This is a genomic window from Bengtsoniella intestinalis (genome assembly GCF_039719005.1).
Lineage (GTDB): Bacteria > Bacillota > Clostridia > Oscillospirales > Oscillospiraceae > Oscillibacter > Oscillibacter intestinalis.
Window position 1 is genome coordinate 1,574,215 of sequence record NZ_CP133584.1, and the last position, 15,533, is coordinate 1,589,747.

14 protein-coding genes are annotated in these 15,533 nt (G+C 49.7%); 1 reads left to right on the top strand and 13 read right to left on the bottom strand.

Going from position 1 to position 15,533, the window contains the following annotated elements; genetic code table 11:
* Positions 1 to 34: 34 nt before the first annotated feature.
* Positions 35 to 2,653: an NYN domain-containing protein gene (locus RFF05_RS07695; protein ID WP_409969773.1), complete on the bottom strand. Its 2,619-nt coding sequence runs from the start codon at positions 2,651 to 2,653 to the stop codon at positions 35 to 37.
* Positions 2,654 to 3,013: 360 nt separating this feature from the next.
* On the opposite strand from RFF05_RS07695, the gene RFF05_RS07700 reads away from it, so the two are divergent.
* A complete protein-coding gene (locus RFF05_RS07700; RefSeq protein ID WP_409969774.1) occupies positions 3,014 to 3,751 on the top strand; it encodes a zinc dependent phospholipase C family protein in 738 nt (245 codons plus the stop codon).
* A gap of 103 nt (positions 3,752 to 3,854) precedes the next feature.
* Here the strand turns inward: RFF05_RS07700 and RFF05_RS07705 are convergent, their stop codons facing one another.
* The 12 genes from RFF05_RS07705 to RFF05_RS07760 all read right to left on the bottom strand — a co-directional run bounded on the left by RFF05_RS07705 (position 3,855) and on the right by RFF05_RS07760 (position 15,238).
* Positions 3,855 to 4,229, bottom strand: a complete 375-nt coding sequence (locus tag RFF05_RS07705) for a Rid family detoxifying hydrolase (protein ID WP_409969775.1) — start codon at positions 4,227 to 4,229, stop codon at positions 3,855 to 3,857.
* A gap of 180 nt (positions 4,230 to 4,409) precedes the next feature.
* Complete coding sequence (locus tag RFF05_RS07710) at positions 4,410 to 4,712, bottom strand: hypothetical protein (protein ID WP_409969776.1); 303 nt, start codon at positions 4,710 to 4,712, stop codon at positions 4,410 to 4,412.
* 55 nt (positions 4,713 to 4,767) lie between these two features.
* On the bottom strand, positions 4,768 to 5,499 hold the full coding sequence (locus tag RFF05_RS07715) for an RsmE family RNA methyltransferase (protein WP_409969777.1): 732 nt from the start codon (positions 5,497 to 5,499) through the stop codon (positions 4,768 to 4,770).
* Positions 5,499 to 6,035, bottom strand: coding sequence for a CDP-diacylglycerol--glycerol-3-phosphate 3-phosphatidyltransferase (gene pgsA, locus RFF05_RS07720; protein WP_409969778.1), 537 nt, complete (start codon positions 6,033 to 6,035; stop codon positions 5,499 to 5,501). The genes RFF05_RS07715 and pgsA overlap by 1 nt, the downstream gene beginning before the upstream one ends.
* A gap of 143 nt (positions 6,036 to 6,178) precedes the next feature.
* The gene (gene rimO, locus RFF05_RS07725; protein WP_409969779.1) at positions 6,179 to 7,498 is read right to left on the bottom strand and encodes a 30S ribosomal protein S12 methylthiotransferase RimO; all 1,320 of its coding nucleotides are present in this window, start codon (positions 7,496 to 7,498) and stop codon (positions 6,179 to 6,181) included.
* Between the two features lie 75 nt (positions 7,499 to 7,573).
* Positions 7,574 to 8,194 carry a regulatory protein RecX gene (locus RFF05_RS07730; protein WP_409969780.1) on the bottom strand — a complete coding sequence of 207 codons (621 nt, stop codon included), beginning with the start codon at positions 8,192 to 8,194 and terminating at the stop codon, positions 7,574 to 7,576.
* A 205-nt stretch (positions 8,195 to 8,399) separates the two neighbouring features.
* On the bottom strand, positions 8,400 to 9,518 hold the full coding sequence (recA, locus tag RFF05_RS07735; RefSeq protein WP_409969781.1) for a recombinase RecA: 1,119 nt from the start codon (positions 9,516 to 9,518) through the stop codon (positions 8,400 to 8,402).
* 15 nt (positions 9,519 to 9,533) lie between these two features.
* Complete coding sequence (prmC, locus tag RFF05_RS07740; protein WP_409969782.1) at positions 9,534 to 10,400, bottom strand: peptide chain release factor N(5)-glutamine methyltransferase; 867 nt, start codon at positions 10,398 to 10,400, stop codon at positions 9,534 to 9,536.
* 12 nt (positions 10,401 to 10,412) lie between these two features.
* On the bottom strand, positions 10,413 to 11,384 hold the full coding sequence (locus RFF05_RS07745) for a DUF1385 domain-containing protein (RefSeq protein ID WP_409969783.1): 972 nt from the start codon (positions 11,382 to 11,384) through the stop codon (positions 10,413 to 10,415).
* A 224-nt stretch (positions 11,385 to 11,608) separates the two neighbouring features.
* The gene (locus RFF05_RS07750; protein WP_409969784.1) at positions 11,609 to 13,033 is read right to left on the bottom strand and encodes a sensor histidine kinase; all 1,425 of its coding nucleotides are present in this window, start codon (positions 13,031 to 13,033) and stop codon (positions 11,609 to 11,611) included.
* A 66-nt stretch (positions 13,034 to 13,099) separates the two neighbouring features.
* Entirely contained in the window at positions 13,100 to 13,786 is a 687-nt protein-coding gene (locus tag RFF05_RS07755) for a response regulator transcription factor (protein ID WP_409969785.1), read from the bottom strand.
* 87 nt (positions 13,787 to 13,873) lie between these two features.
* The gene (locus RFF05_RS07760; protein WP_409969786.1) at positions 13,874 to 15,238 is read right to left on the bottom strand and encodes an FG-GAP repeat domain-containing protein; all 1,365 of its coding nucleotides are present in this window, start codon (positions 15,236 to 15,238) and stop codon (positions 13,874 to 13,876) included.
* Between the last annotated feature and the right edge of the window lie 295 nt (positions 15,239 to 15,533).

Consider the following 15,533-nt stretch of genomic DNA (forward strand, 5'->3'; position numbering starts at 1 on the left):
CGCCGCATGGGTTGCATATTGTCACAGGGGTACTTCATTCCCCTTTTGCCTTCTCAAAAGCGGCACTCACCGTTCGTAGTTTGCCATTTTTCTGGTTGTGCTTATCTACCACTTGGCGCATTTGCGACTGCGCTGTTTGCAATTCTTCCCAGAACATATCTGCCGACACGCGGATGGCGCCATGGCCTGTGATGATCAGCTGTTCCACGTTATCAGAGCTGGCCACACGGACATGGTGCTTTTTTGCCAAATCGTAGGTTGCCTTTTCAATGTAGGCATCGGCGGTTTGGCTTTCTTTTGTATACACCACGTGAATGTTGTGGTATTTTAAGATTTCCCCCTCATTTCTGGCTACTTTATAGGCGTCAAATACAAGAATCAAGTGGCAATTGCGCACGCCTTGATAATTGCACATCATGTCCATCAGTCGTTTTCTTGCCACATCCAAGTTTTCTTGGGCGACTTTATTGAGCGCATCCCATGCAAAAATCATGTTATAGCCGTCTACTAGCAAATACTCTTCCCCAATTTGAGCAGGCTTAATTTCCACGTGCTCGGCAGTTTTCACAGCCGCCATAGGACGACGAAAATCGTTGGTGTTGCCGTTTTTACCAGTTTTGCCTTTGCCATAGGTCCGCTCAAAAATAGCTTGTAACTCTGCATTGTCGTAGAACGAGCCTCCTGTATTGGCTGTCCGATGGGTATAGCGAGGGGCATTTTGCAGTGATTCCTCTTTTTCACGGTCAAGCTCGGTGTGCTGATAGTCTGGCACTTGGTGCCATTTGACGGTAAAGCCAGCACCGTGGGTGCAAAACACCGAATCGGGTGTGTGCTCCAAATCCGCCTCTGGGTCATAAGCCCATTTTGCCACCAATTGCTCTTGTTGCGCGCAGGGTGCAAACCCACCCAATTGGGTGCGCAAACGACCGAGCCCTTTGGTGTACGAAGCCACAGCCGTGGCGTAATCAGTCATGGCTACCACAGGGGCTGAACCAGTGAACTGGGCTTCTTCCCCCACCAAATTGGGGGCAGAAATTTTACCGCCCATCAACTGCACATCTCCCATGGCACGACCCACCTGCTGGCTGGGCACATCCAACGTGAAGTCATACCACGGCTCTAGCAAAATGGAATTGGCCTGCATCAACCCTTGGCGCACAGCACGGTAGGTAGCCTGACGGAAATCCCCACCTTCAGTGTGTTTATCGTGCCCACGGCCACCCAACAGCGTAATTTTCACATCGGTCAACGGATGACCAGAGAGCACCCCAAGGTGGACACGTTCACGAAGATGGTAACACACCAACCGTTGCCAGCTTGGAGACAGGAGATTTTCGCTACATCGGTTCTCCACCACCACACCAGAGCCATTGGGCAAGGGGGCAATTTCCACCACCACCTCTGCATAGTGGCGCAAAGGCTCAAAATGCCCAACGCCGATGACGGTATCGGCAATGGTTTCTCGGTAGACAATGGCCCCTGTGCCAAAGGTTACCTCCCAGCCAAATTTACTTTGGATTTGGTGGGCCAACACCTCCAATTGCACCGCCCCCATGAGCTGAATTTGAATCAACCGTTTGGGCTCGTTCCAACTGAGGTGCAGTTGAGGGTCTTGCTCCTCTAACAGCCGCAATTTCTGCAGAGCTGTATGGGGATCAACCCCATCTGGCAGGTTCACATGGTAGGTGAGCACTGGCTCCAAGGCGGCACTTTGCCCCACAGGCTGTGCGCCCAGTCCATCGCCTGCCTTGGTTTGAGTCAATCCAGTGACGGCGCAAACCATGCCAGCGTCAGCACAGGTGAGCTGTTCAAATTTAACCCCTGAATAAAGCCGCAATTGGTCGGCTTTTTCGCTCCATTCTGGCTCCACAATGGTTTGTTTTGCCACCAAATTGCCGCCCGTCACCTTCAAATGGGTGAGGCGATTGCCCTGTGGGTCACGGGTGATTTTGTACACTTGCGCCCCAAATTCAGTGCCATAATGGGGCGCAAGCGTGTAATCTGCAATCAAATCCAGCAATTGCGCCACCCCTTCTAGCTTCAGCGCCGCTCCAAACACACAGGGGAACAGCTTACGCTGGCGCACCAAAGAGGTGAGAATATCTTGACTCAACTCCCCCTCTTCCAAAAAGGCAGACAGCGCCACTTCATCCATCATGGCCGCTTGCTCGTGGAAATCAGGGTCGATAACATCCAGACAGCCATCGGCAAATACGGTTTGCAATTCTGCCAAAACTTTATTTTTATCCGCTCCAACTAAGTCCATTTTGTTGACAAAAACAAAGGTTGGAATTTGGTGACGCTGGAGTAAATGCCATAAAGTTCGAGTGTGCCCTTGCACCCCATCGCTGGCGGAGATGACCAAAACGGCATAATCTAGCACGGAAATGGTGCGCTCTGCCTCGGCTCCAAAATCTACGTGACCGGGGGTATCTAACAGCTGTATCCGCAAATCACCATAGGTGAGTACGGCTTCTTTTGAAAAAATGGTGATGCCCCGTTGGCGCTCTAAACTATCTGTATCTAAAAAGGCGTTTTGATGGTCCACGCGCCCCAGTGTGCGCAAGGTGCCGCTTTGGTACAACAGCGCCTCAGACAGGGTGGTTTTCCCTGCATCAACATGGGCGAAAACCCCCATGACTAAGTGTTTCATATGGCTCTCAACTTTCGTTGGTTTTTTCTATCAGTGTACCATATTTACTGGCTCTGTGCAACCTCACCAGTATTTTAACTGGTTTTTAACCTAATTTATGTTGCAAAATGGAAGCAACGTGATATGATAATAGGTACCGAACAAATGCGGTTTGCGAATCGCATTTGCAAATCATTAATGACTGCCTGCTTGGGATGTTGCGCCAAATGCGCAACATCCCAAGGTGCAAGGATTTTTGCCTTGCGAGGCAAAACCCTTGCACCTGAACAACGCAAAAACACGATATAAAACTTGATAGCTGTGTGTTTTTGTGTTGTTCAGCAGGCATTATGTAGTAAAAAAGCGCAAAGGAGTACCACCATGCCAGCTGTTGCCGCCCATGCTCTATTCGGGCAAGCCGTGTTTGCCCACTTACCCCTCCCCATTCAACACCATCTTTCTACCCATGATTCCTATTGGACATTGGGATTTCAAGGGCCAGATTTATTATTTTACCATAAACCACTATCCAAAACCCCCATTGCCGCCTATGGTTCTGCCCTACACGAAAAAAATCCTGTCGCATTTTTTCAGGATGCCCCTTGGGATGACCCACGGCAGGTGGCCTATTTGCTAGGGTTTGCCTGCCATTATTGCCTTGACCGTGCCTGTCACCCCTTAGTGAATGAGACTGCTCATTTCCAATCCACACCCCATCGATTGATAGAATCTGCCTTCGACTTGCACCTGTTAACCAAGGCAAATTTACCCCTAACACGAAAAAAATTCATCCCGAGACTCCCCTTCTATGCCCCCATTGCCATGGCCTACGGGTTGCCAAGCTCCACCATCAAACACTGTGGTCACAATTTTCACCGTTATACAGGTGTCTTAGACCACCCAAAATTGGTTTCTCTGGCGAAAAAGCCCAGTTTCTCCTCCCTTTGCTTGCCAGCTGCGCCAGCATATCCACAAACCTGTCAGCAACTGGACACCTTATTCCAACAAGCCATCCCCACTGCCGTCACCTTGGTGACCAAACTGTACCAATGGGCAGAAGAAGGCCACCCCTTTCCCTGTTGCCTGTCTGAAAATTTTGAAGGGGTCGTTCCAGAATAAAATAAATAACCAACGGGAGGGGATGGAACCCCTCCCCTACTAGACAACAGCGTCTGTAGGGGAGAGAGATCCATCCCCTCCCGTTCTATTTTTTATGAAACTCTTATTTCACCAAACCAATGGCTTCCACTTCTACCAACACGTTCTTAGGCAGCGTTTTCACAGCCACACAAGAGCGAGCAGGGCAGTTGGGGAAATAGGTGGCGTACACTTCATTGAAGGCCACAAAATCAGCCATATCGGCCAAGAAGCAGGTGGTTTTAAACACTGCATCATAATCACTGCCACCAGCTTGCAGCACACCACCCAAGTTTTCCATCACTTGCTTGGCTTGAATTGCAATGGTTTCGCCAGCAATTTCGCCTGTTGCAGGAATGGCTGGAATTTGACCAGAGGTGTACACCACACCGTTGACCACCATACCTTGGCTATAAGGGCCAATGGCGGAAGGGGCGTTGGAAGTAGAAATTTTTTGCATAAGAATTGTCTCCTTTAAAATATTGGGGCACCTCAAAAAAACTAGAGTGTGCAAAATGGAGCAAGATTTTTGTTCTGATTTTTGATGAATCCTGTGTGGATTTGGCAAAAAATCAGAGCAAAAAACCATTCAGTTTGTATGCTATCGATTTTAGATGTGCCCATTTATAATACCATTGTATCAAGGAGTGGCGCTGGGGTCAACTGTTTTTGCAAAAGGATTGCGCCACGCTTTGCATTTTGTTTGAAACAGGTGCTCGCATTGGCTGTCTGCCAAGTAATAACGTCCATCTTCTGTCCGTTTGATGGCGCCAAAACGGAGCATGGATTGGAAATTATCACGAGCAAACATATGATCCATGGTGTCAATAGACAACTCTTTGTAGGTCACAGCAGTCTCCTCCGCCGTGGCATTGACATTGCCAAAGCACTTGACCAGATAATAAAAGTCTCGCATAACTAGCTTAGTTCCTACGCAACACATAGGCAAATCCTCCTTTAAAATTTCATTTTATTCTGTCCATCGCGGACAAATCGCTTCATTCCATCTCACCCATGGCAAACATCGCCAAGGTGACCGCTGATACGGCGGCGGTTTCGCATCGCAAAATCCGTTTACCAAGGCTCAACGACAAGGCACCAGCTTTCACAAAGGATGTTTCCTCTTTTTCGTTGAAACCACCTTCACTGCCGATAATCACCCCCACAGATTGTGCAGTGTCTAGCCCCGCGGTGACAAAGGATGTGGTGGCGTGTTCATAGAAAAACAGGTTCACCTCTTGGTGTTGCATATCGGCAATCACTTCCCCAAAAGTCATGGTGGGAGCCACTTCCATGGGGATGCTTCTGCCTGATTGCTTGCAGGCTTCGGCGGCAATTTTTTGGAGACGACCGCGTTTTTGGTCATCTTTTTTGCTTTTTTTCGCCACGCAATAGGCGCTTTCAAAAGGAATGAGCTTACTAGCGCCCAATTCGCAGCACTTTTGCACCACAAACTCCAACTTATCTCCCTTGGGGAGCGCCATGTACACCACCAAATTTTTCCGTGGCTCGGCTGGGTTTGGAATGCCGTCCCCCACAGTGCAAGTCAGGCAATCGTCGCCGTCAATGGCGGTGATGGTGGCAGGATAATCCATGCCATTTTGGTCGCACAGAGTTAGGGCATCCCCTTCTTTCACACGCATTACGCGGATGAGGTGAACAGCGTCGTCTCCCATGACTTTTGCAACTTTATGGTCATATAATTCTGTTAAAAAATATCGATGTGCCATTATTTCACACCCTTAAACACGCTAATATTTTTAGTGAAATACTCCGCACCAGAGTAAACGGTGGTGCCTAAAATAATGGCTTGGCACAGCAGGTTAAAGGAATGGGGTGCTGGTAATAAATCAATGACCAACATCAAACAGATGCACACCATGGTGGCGGCCGTTTTGATTTTTCCAGACCAGCCAGCGGCGATGACTTTCCCTTGTTCCACAGCCACCATCCGCATCCCAGACACGGCAAATTCACGCACCAGCACCACGGCCAAAATCCAACCCAGCATTTGTCCTTGTTCCACAAGGCAACATAGCGCCGCCATCACAAGGCATTTGTCGGCAAGGGGGTCCATAAATTTCCCAAAATCGGTGATTTGATTGTAGTGGCGTGCCACATACCCATCCAACCAGTCTGTGAGACTGGCCAAGATGAAAATTGCCAAAGCGATATAATTGGCGTTGGGAATATCCAAATACATCACCACCAAAAAGGCAGGAATCATGGCCACCCGTGCCATGGTGAGTTTGTTTGCAGTGTTCATAAAAAACCTCCAGTTTTTTAAGCTAAGAGCTAAAAGTGAACAGTGAAAAACTATTCGCCTGCGGGCGAGTTTGAACACGTCGCCACCGTTCCTAGCTCCGCCCGTGGCGGATAGCTTTTCACTCTTAGTCCTTAGTTTTTAGTTTATACCATCTTCCCAGTCAATTCCCCGTCCATAGTGTCGGTGATTTGCACCATGACAAAGGTGCCAGGTTCCACTTCGCCCTCTGCTTCAAAATGCACACGGCCATCAATGTCAGGAGACTCGGCATAACTGCGACCAAAATACATTTGGGTTTGGCTGTCAAATCCTTCGCAGAGAATTTCCCGTTCTTCCCCCAACGCAGACTCGTTATAATCATCCATGATACGAGATTGGACATCCACCAGCAAATCGGCACGACGAACCGCTTCTTCAAACTCCACGCGCTCCATTTTTTCTGCAGGGGTACCCTCTTGAGGGGAGAAGGGGAACACCCCAACCCGTTGCAAATTCACTTCACGCAAGAAGTCGCAGAGCTCTTCAAAGGCTTCTTCATCTTCACCGGGCAAGCCTGTAATCAAGGAGGTTCGCACCACCAAGCCAGGGAGGGCTTCCTTCAATTTAGGGAACAAATCCAGAAGATAGGCCTTGTTGCCACGGCGATTCATGGCGGTGAGCACGGTGTCGTTGCAGTGCTGAATGGGCAAATCCAAATAAGGCAGGATTTTTTCCTCTTGCGCCATGACTTCAATCAACTCTGGGGTGATTTCGTCGGGATAGAGATAGTGCAAGCGAATCCAGTGGAAGTCCATTTTACATAGTTCTTTTAGCAGGTCTGCCAAATGGCGCTTGCCATCCCAATCCATGCCGTAACGGGTGATATCCTGCGCCACCACGATGCACTCTTTCACTCCAGAATCGGATAGTTTTTGGGCTTCCGCCACCACATTGTCCATGGGGCGAGAACGATATTTGCCACGCAGAGATGGAATCACGCAAAAGGCGCAATGGTTGTCACAGCCTTCTGCAATCCGCAAATAGGCATACCAAGAAGGGGTGGTGAGCACACGGTCATATTCGTCCTCAGGGGCATGAATGGAGGAAAACCACGTGGGCTTGCCTTGGTGCATCACTTCGTCCACAGCACGGGCAATGTCAGCATAGTTGCCTGTGCCCAAAATGCCGTCTACTTCAGGAAGCGCTTCCATAATTTCATCTTTGTAGCGCTGTGCCATACAGCCTGTCACCAGAATTTTCTTCACTTGACCTTCTAGCTTCAGTTTGCCCATTTCCAGTACATTGGCAATGGCTTCTTCTTTGGCGCTGTCGATGAAACCACAGGTGTTCACCACCACCACGTCGCTACCGTAGGGGGTGGGCATCAGGGTGTGACCTGCGTCACGGGTGCGCGCCATCATCTGCTCGCAGTTGACTTGATTCTTGGCACAGCCAAGGGAAATAAAGGATACGTTATAGTTCAAAGTTGTGTTACCTCATTATCATTTGTAGTATAGGAGACGGCGAGAGCAAGCCCCCGCCCTACGGTGATAGAGTCGTCAGTCATCTACAGAATTTTTATATCTGTCCAAGCCCTGCTTGATGTCGCTCCATGAAAAGCCACGGCGCATCAGGGCATCGGACACTTTTTTTATTGTTTTCATATCTGGATTGGCATCATCACCTAGTTTTTTTGCAATAAACTTTTGGATTTGGTCGTCAGGCTCTGGCGCTTCCTCCAAGGCCTCGTCCCACAGGTCTCGGGGCACATCTTTTTCTTGCAATTTAGCTTTCAACCGTTGCCGTCCATAGCCCATGGCACTATAATGGCGCACCAAAGTGGCGGCATAACCACGGTCATCTAACGCACCGATGGCCTCTAGCCACTCCACCGCATGGGTGGCATCATGATGAGCGGCACCTTGGGCTTGTAATTTTTTCAGTAGCGCTTGGGACGACATGGCACGCTTACCAATCAGCGCTGCACCCTTGGCTTGGACATGGGATGTGTCGGCCTGAGACTGCAACTGGGAAAGGGTTTGATCATCCAAATCATCCCCAGAACGGAGGCCGAAATCCAGCAATTCTTGCTCTGTAATCTTCAGGCACTGTCCGTCCTCTAAAAACACCAAAACCCGCCCCACAATGTGAGGCGAGGGTGTGATGCGATCAATTTTCATGGATACCTCCATTGGACTAAAAGCTAAAAGTGAAGCGTGAAAAGCGCCTTGTGCAACCAAGGGTTGCACAACAGCCCGAAACACAACAAACCACCAACCCTTTTCGCCCAAGAATTTTTTCGTCAAGCAAAATGAAAAGCACAGCCAATATTTTTATATTGGCGCGCATTTTCATGAAGCATGGCGGAAAAAGGCTGGGTGAAAATTAGTTATCGTCGAAATCGTCGGCATTTACATCCACCGCTTTGGTGGCCACGCGGCCTGCGGCACGGGCGGCGATACGGGATTGATTGCTCATGAGCTTATCAAAATTTTGACGGATGCCTGCTTCCAAATTATCAGCGGCCTCAGGGTTTTCTTTCAAATAATTCTTGGCGGCATCACGGCCTTGACCCAAGCGAATTTCACCCATGGAGAACCAAGAGCCAGATTTTTGCACCAAGTCCAGCTTGACACCAAGGTCAATCAATTCGCCAAAACGAGAAATGCCTTCGCCGTACATGATGTCGAATTCTGCTTCACGGAAGGGGGGTGCCATTTTATTTTTCACAATTTTGGCACGGGTGCGGTTACCGATTAACTCGGTGCCGTTTTTCAGGGCTTCGATACGGCGGACGTCGATGCGGATACTGGAATAGAATTTCAGAGCACGACCACCAGTGGTGACTTCGGGATTACCGTACATGACGCCCACTTTTTCACGCAATTGGTTGATGAAGATGACCACGCAATTGGTTTTACCAATGGCACCAGTGAGCTTACGGAGGGCTTGGCTCATCAAACGAGCTTGAAGGCCCACATAGCTATCCCCCATTTCCCCTTCGATTTCGGCACGGGGCACCAAGGCGGCCACCGAGTCAACCACCACGATGTCGATGGCACCTGAGCGCACCAAAGCTTCCGTGATTTCCAAGGCTTGCTCGCCTGTGTCAGGCTGGGCGATGAGCATATCTTCCACATTCACTCCCAGTGCATGGGCGTAGGATGGATCCAAGGCGTGCTCAGCATCCACGAAGGCCACTTCACCGCCCATTTTTTGTGCCTCAGCCACCATGTGGAGCGCCAAGGTGGTTTTACCAGAGGATTCTGGGCCGTAAACTTCGATGATACGACCTTTGGGGACACCACCGATGCCCAGCGCCAAGTCCAAGGACAAGGAGCCAGTGGGGATGGCTTCGATATTCAATTCTGCACGGTCACCAAGGCGCATGATGGCGCCTTTGCCGTAGGTTTTTTCAATTTGTGCCATGGCGGTGGTAATGGCCTGCTTTTTTTCGCCAGCCTTTTTCTCCGTTGGGCTTACCAAAGGTTTTTTCTCTGCCATAGTGGTTATTCCTCCTTATACTTGCTGGCACAACGTGCCATATACAACACGGGGGATGTCCCCCAAATCTTTTACAATTTCCAAATTTCCAAAGCCTTGGTCGGCCATAATTCCCATCACAGCTTCGGCTTGGTCAATGCCCACTTCAAAATACAAACCCCCGTTGGGTTTGAGAATGGACTTCCACTCCTTGGCGATGTAGCGGTAAAAATCCAGTCCATCGTCACCGCCATCCAAGGCCATCAGGGGCTCAAAATCCTTGACGCTGGTGTCTAATGTCACCACATCCGCGCTGGGGATATAGGGTGGATTTGAGACGAGACAGTCAAACGTGCCCAGCGTGGACGCTGGCTTCACTAAGGCATCCACCTGCAAGGTGGACACTTGACTGGTGAGACCATTGCGCCGCGTATTTTGGCGGCACACTTTCAACGCACCCTCTGACAATTCCCCCAAAATCACCCGTGCGTGAGGCAATTGAGAGGCCAGCGCCAAGCCGACACACCCACTGCCAGCACACAAATCCAAAATGCGGCAAGGATTTTTTTCGTTGCAAAAGGCAATGGCTTTGTCCACCAACACTTCTGTGTCAGGTCGCGGAATCAGCACATCTGGGGTGATGTCCAAAGGCAAGCCATAAAATTCCCATTCGCCGATGAGATACGCCACTGGCTCACCGTTTAAATGCCGCTCTAATAGCGCTCTTGCTCTATGTTCTAAGTCGTTGGAAATGTATAAACCACCAACGCTCAGCAGTTCTTCTTTGGTTTTGCCAGTGGCAAAGCACACCAGCTCACGGGCTTCTAAATCCGGAGACGGTGCCCCTGCCAAACGAAGGGCACGGCGCAAGTCTAAATATAAATTATGATAGGTGATTGCCATTGCTCTGTCTCCTTACCAAGTGTCTTCGCCGTCCACCTCAGGCAATACCAGCTGTAGGGAACGCAGTCCCACTTCGATGATGGCATCGTCTTCTGGTTCAAAGGTGGTGAAGTTTTGCATCCACATTCCCGGTGCAGATAAAAAGCGCGTGAAGGCGTTGTCATGTCGCCCCACCATGCGGTTGATTTCATAGGTGATGCCCACCACAAACGGCAACAATGCCAAATGCACCAAGGTACGCATCCAAGCGGCAGTCATGGGCCAAATGCCAAAGACAATGGCCGATAAAATGATGGACACGCAGATGACCACAAACAAAAAGCTGGTACCACAACGGGGATGGTGGCAAGGCTGTTTGCGGACGTTTTCCACAGTTAAGGGCAGGCCTGCTTCATAGCAGAAAATAGATTTATGCTCGGCGGCATGGTATTGGAACACACGCTGAATATCTTTGGTTTTGGAGCACAAAATCAGATAGCACATGAAAATAATGATTTTCAGCACCCCTTCCACCACATTGCGCCCCCACAGAGGGAAGCTGGGAGCAAAGTGCAAAATGCCAGCGGTTAGATAGGTGGGCAAAATCATAAAGAGGAACACACTCAGCCCCACGCCCATAAGCATGGCCAGCCAGATGATGATGGTTTCTAATTTCTTGCTGGAGATTTTGCTCTCCAGCCATTTCTCGAATTTAGAAGGTTCTTCCTCTTCATCGGGGAAAAACTCTGCTGAGTACATCAGCGCCTTGACCCCATTGAGCATAGACCCTAAAAACACGGCACCACCACGGACAAACGGCCAGCCCAAAATAGGATAGCGGTCACGGATGAATTTGATGTCGGAAACTTTTTCTACCAGTTCCCCTTCTTGGTTGCGCACCACAATGGCCTGTTTTTTAGGCCCGCGCATCATAACCCCTTCAATCAGTGCCTGCCCACCAATGGTGGTGCGGAAGGTGCAGGATTGTTGTTTTTCGTCTGCCATGGGTTGTCCTTTCTGATGGGGTCGCCCCCGTGTTCGGCATAAACCAAACATCTGTTCTATTAATTATAGCATAAGTTGGATAAGATTGTAAAGTGTTTTTTAAATTAGTTTGAGCCAATCGTAGGGGCGGATTCTATATCCGCCCGTTGTGGGGTCTCCTAGGGATGAGGGCGGATATAGAATCCGCCCCTACAACAAAATATAGGCTATGTAGTTGCGTATTTTCACTGTTCCAGTGGGAGATAAATCCGTGCCACAGCGCCACCACCTTCGGCATTGGCAATGGTAAATGAACCATTGTGTCGGGTGATGATTTCCTCACACACGGCAAGGCCAATGCCACTGCCACGGGCTTTAGACGAGCCTTTGTAAAACTTTTGCTTCACAAACGGAAGCTCTGCCTCTGGCACACCAGCACCGTAATCTCGAATGTCGATACGTGCATAGCTGCCAGCTTGGCGAACAGACACGTCAATCCGCTTGCCACCGCCGCCGTGCTTAGCGGCATTGTCCAGCACGTTACAAAACACCTGCTTGAGCCGTTCTGGGTCACCAGAGATAAACGGCAATTGGCTGTCGTTATCGTCGTAATGAAGCTCGATGCCCTCTTGTTTAAATAGCTCACGGTAGGTGAACACAGCGTCTTCTAGCTCTGCTTGCAAGTCCATGGTTTCAAGGCGCAAGGTAAAGCGTCCATCTTCGATGCGGGTAAAATCCAGCAATTCTTCCACCATGGACGTCAGGCGGCGAGACTCTTTTAAGATAATGTGCATCCCACGGCGCAATTCTTTTTTGGTGGCGTTTTCATCCTCTAACATGGTTTCGCTCCAGCCATTGATCGCCGTCAGTGGGGTGCGGAGTTCATGGGAGACGGAGGAGATAAACTCCGATTTCATTTTTTCATTTTGCCCGATTTTCAACGACATCTGGTTGATGTTTTCCACCAGCTCCGCCAACTCATCCACATAGGGGTTTTCAAGCTGTACACCATAACTGCCAGAGGCGATGCGATTGGCCGCCCCAGACACCACCGCCACTGGCTTGACCACGCTGTTGATGAACACCAAATTGGTGACAATAATCAACAGTAAGCACACAAAGGCAATGGCAATCATAATCCAAACCCCTTGGGCGATCTGCTGATTCACCCCTTCAAGGCCTGTGGCATAGCGCATCATCCCCACCAGTTGCCCATGGAAATAAAGGGGATAGGACACAGAGAGAATATCTTCCCCTGTGCTGGGGTCTTGCCCACGGAAGGTGTCCATTTCCCCTGTGGCAATGACATTGGCAATGTCACTGGTGCCGGGGGATAAGCCTGCGGTGAGACCAGAGGACGACAGGAGAATCTGCCCAGAGTTGTTGATAAACTGTAGCTCGATTTGGTCGCGGTCTTCAAAGGTGTCGGTGTAGCTGACCGCCATTTGATAATATTGGGTGTAGCTGGTCATAAAATAACTGGCAAAGGCCTCTGCCGTGGATTTAGCGCGATTTTCAAGCCCCTGCTGTAAGCCACTGTAGTAGTAGGAGGATATCCCCAAGGTGGCAATGACCACAACCGATATCAGCAGTGCCAGCACTGGCAAAATGGTGTTGAAAATCCACCGCCGCCGCAAGCCGCCAATGCGCATTTTTTTGGATTTTGACATTATGGGAGTCCCTCCTTTCTTCAGATGAATGACTACTTCTTCACTATTACTTTTTCACTATTACTTTTATAGTCCCCACTTATACCCAAAGCCCCAAACGGTGGTGATGTAGGTGGGGGATTGGACATTGTCTTCGATTTTCAGCCGCAGACGGCGGATGTTCACGTCTACGATTTTCAGTTCCCCAAAGTAATCTCTGCCCCACACTTGGTCTAAAATCTCTTCTCGAGAGAGGGCTTTTTGGGGGTTTTCCATGAATACTTTCATGATGGTGTATTCCACTTGGGTCAATTTCAAACGCTGACCATTTTTCTCCAAGGTGCGGTTGCGGGTGTTGAGCAAAAATGGTGGCTGATGAATCTCCCCAGATGGCACCACCGTGTCGCCGCCAGAACGGCGGTATAAGGCATCCACACGGGCGGTGAGCTCTGCCAAGGAAAAGGGCTTGGTGACATAATCATCGGCCCCTGTCATCAGCCCCGTCACCTTGTCCATTTCTTGGGAGCGCGCCGTCAACATTAAAATGCCGATTTTAGTGTTGGTGGCACGGATATGACGACAGACTTCAAAGCCATCAATCCCCGGAAGCATCACATCTAGCAATGCCACGCACACATCACTGTGGGCACGGAGCAGTTCTAAGGCTTCCTCACCACTTTCTGCTTCAATCACATCATAGCCTGCACGGCGCAGATTTAAAACAATAAAACTGCGAATGCTGGCTTCATCTTCCAAAACCAAAACCTTTTTCATAGGTGGTATGTCTCCTTTTTTTGAAATGGGAATACCCCGCCCACAGGCGGATAGTTTTTCACTTTTAGCCCTTAGTCCTTAGTTTAATCAGCTTTCCCCCGGTGTCCATTCTGCCACAATGGTATAGAAGGCATTGCGCAGTTCATCTTCGCTCAAGGGGGTGTCCCAATTGTTGTTGGCCTCATAGAATTCAGCGGTGACAATGGCGCTGGTTTGACGGCTGAGGATAAATTGACTGCCACGCAAGGCGCTATATTCTCGGTTATCCCCTGTGTAATAGGAAATCCGCAAGAAGGCCTCTGCCTCCTGCATACTCTCGTCCACTGTCATACGGTAGAACACCACCGCCGCCTCATTGGCACTGATGGTGGCGCGCTCAATGCTCACCAATTCTCGCCATTGGTCTGGCAATGTTAAATACCAACCTTGCTCAGCATTGTGATAGGTGGCCAGCGCCGACTCACTTTGGCCTTGGCTGTCAAAATGTACCCATTCAATGGCATACTCCATAGCCAAACCCATATCAAAATCGGCAAACAGGCTAGGCAATGCCACCGCCACAGGCACTTCTGTATATCCATCGCCGTCAATATCTGTGGGATAAAGACTGCGGAAGGGGGCAATCACCGCAGACACCCCTGTTTGAGCCAACAGCGCCACGTTTTTTAAAATCCCCTCTTGTTGCACCAAAATATCCACAATACCCAAGCCATCGGCAGTGACGCCAGTGACAAAAATAGCAGGTGTGCCGTCAGACAAGGTGCCTTGGGTCACACGGCCTTGCTGACTCAGTTCCCCCATGGTGATGGATAGGGAGGCGGAGTTGGTCATGCTCAAACCGCCGTCACCCCATTGGTACACATCAGCCAACCCATCCCCTTGACCTTCACTGTCAGAGCGGAGCACCACCACTTCGTCGGTGCCAGAGCTGTCTAAATCAGCCAAGGTATAGCGAACGTAATCACTGGTCATCAGCTCGCGCACGGATTCTCCCTCAAAGGCATACACACTCAGCGCTTGCACATCGGCACTGACGCGCCAACCCACCACCAGTTCCATCAAACCGTCGCCGTTGAAATCTTCATAGGCCACGCTGTAAATCTGGGTGCCACTGCCATAAATGGTGGTATAAGGGGTAAAATCTTCCCCTGAATTATCAAAAATATGGATTTGCAAGGGCTTTTCTTGGTCGTCATTGCGCAAAAATGCCAGCGCCTCTTGATGTCCGTCCCCATCTAAGTCCACCATCTGCACCGCTTGCAAATGACTCCCAGAGGCAGGCGCCGCATACTGGGCACCTTCTTGCAACAGCAAATCAATCTGGGCTTCCAGATGGGTGTATTCTGCAGGCAATTGGGGCAGCTGGTATAAGTTTTCAATGGGTTCGATGGCTTGACAGCCTGTCAGCAGTCCACAGACCACTATCAACATCAGCCAGTTTATCTTCTTCACAACCACCCCTCCTTTCCAGTGAAATTTTCTCTATAATCGTACATTTATACTATATCATATCAATGCCGATTTGAACAGTCTTTTCTTTTGGGGTTTACCCTTTATTCATGAATGGATTCTCCTCCACCAAAAACAACAGGGTGCTGGATACGCCCCTATAACTTCATACCGAAACCATTGTAGGGAACAGTCTTGACTGTTCCGCTTTCCCACGCAAATCCTGCCATGGGAAGCGGAATGGTCAAGACCATTCCCTACACTTGTATTTTTTGTTGTGCAAATTCGAAACATACGA

Bases quoted from the DNA above. Each gene is read 5' to 3' on its own strand.
- RFF05_RS07695 (WP_409969773.1), bottom strand. From the start codon at position 2,653: ATGAAACACTTAGTCATGGGGGTTTTCGCCCATGTTGATGCAGGGAAA.
- RFF05_RS07700 (WP_409969774.1), top strand. From the start codon at position 3,014: ATGCCAGCTGTTGCCGCCCATGCTCTATTCGGGCAAGCCGTGTTTGCC.
- RFF05_RS07705 (WP_409969775.1), bottom strand. From the start codon at position 4,229: ATGCAAAAAATTTCTACTTCCAACGCCCCTTCCGCCATTGGCCCTTAT.
- RFF05_RS07710 (WP_409969776.1), bottom strand. From the start codon at position 4,712: ATGTGTTGCGTAGGAACTAAGCTAGTTATGCGAGACTTTTATTATCTG.
- RFF05_RS07715 (WP_409969777.1), bottom strand. From the start codon at position 5,499: ATGGCACATCGATATTTTTTAACAGAATTATATGACCATAAAGTTGCA.
- pgsA (WP_409969778.1), bottom strand. From the start codon at position 6,035: ATGAACACTGCAAACAAACTCACCATGGCACGGGTGGCCATGATTCCT.
- RFF05_RS07730 (WP_409969780.1), bottom strand. From the start codon at position 8,194: ATGAAAATTGATCGCATCACACCCTCGCCTCACATTGTGGGGCGGGTT.
- recA (WP_409969781.1), bottom strand. From the start codon at position 9,518: ATGGCAGAGAAAAAACCTTTGGTAAGCCCAACGGAGAAAAAGGCTGGC.
- prmC (WP_409969782.1), bottom strand. From the start codon at position 10,400: ATGGCAATCACCTATCATAATTTATATTTAGACTTGCGCCGTGCCCTT.
- RFF05_RS07745 (WP_409969783.1), bottom strand. From the start codon at position 11,384: ATGGCAGACGAAAAACAACAATCCTGCACCTTCCGCACCACCATTGGT.
- RFF05_RS07750 (WP_409969784.1), bottom strand. From the start codon at position 13,033: ATGTCAAAATCCAAAAAAATGCGCATTGGCGGCTTGCGGCGGCGGTGG.
- RFF05_RS07755 (WP_409969785.1), bottom strand. From the start codon at position 13,786: ATGAAAAAGGTTTTGGTTTTGGAAGATGAAGCCAGCATTCGCAGTTTT.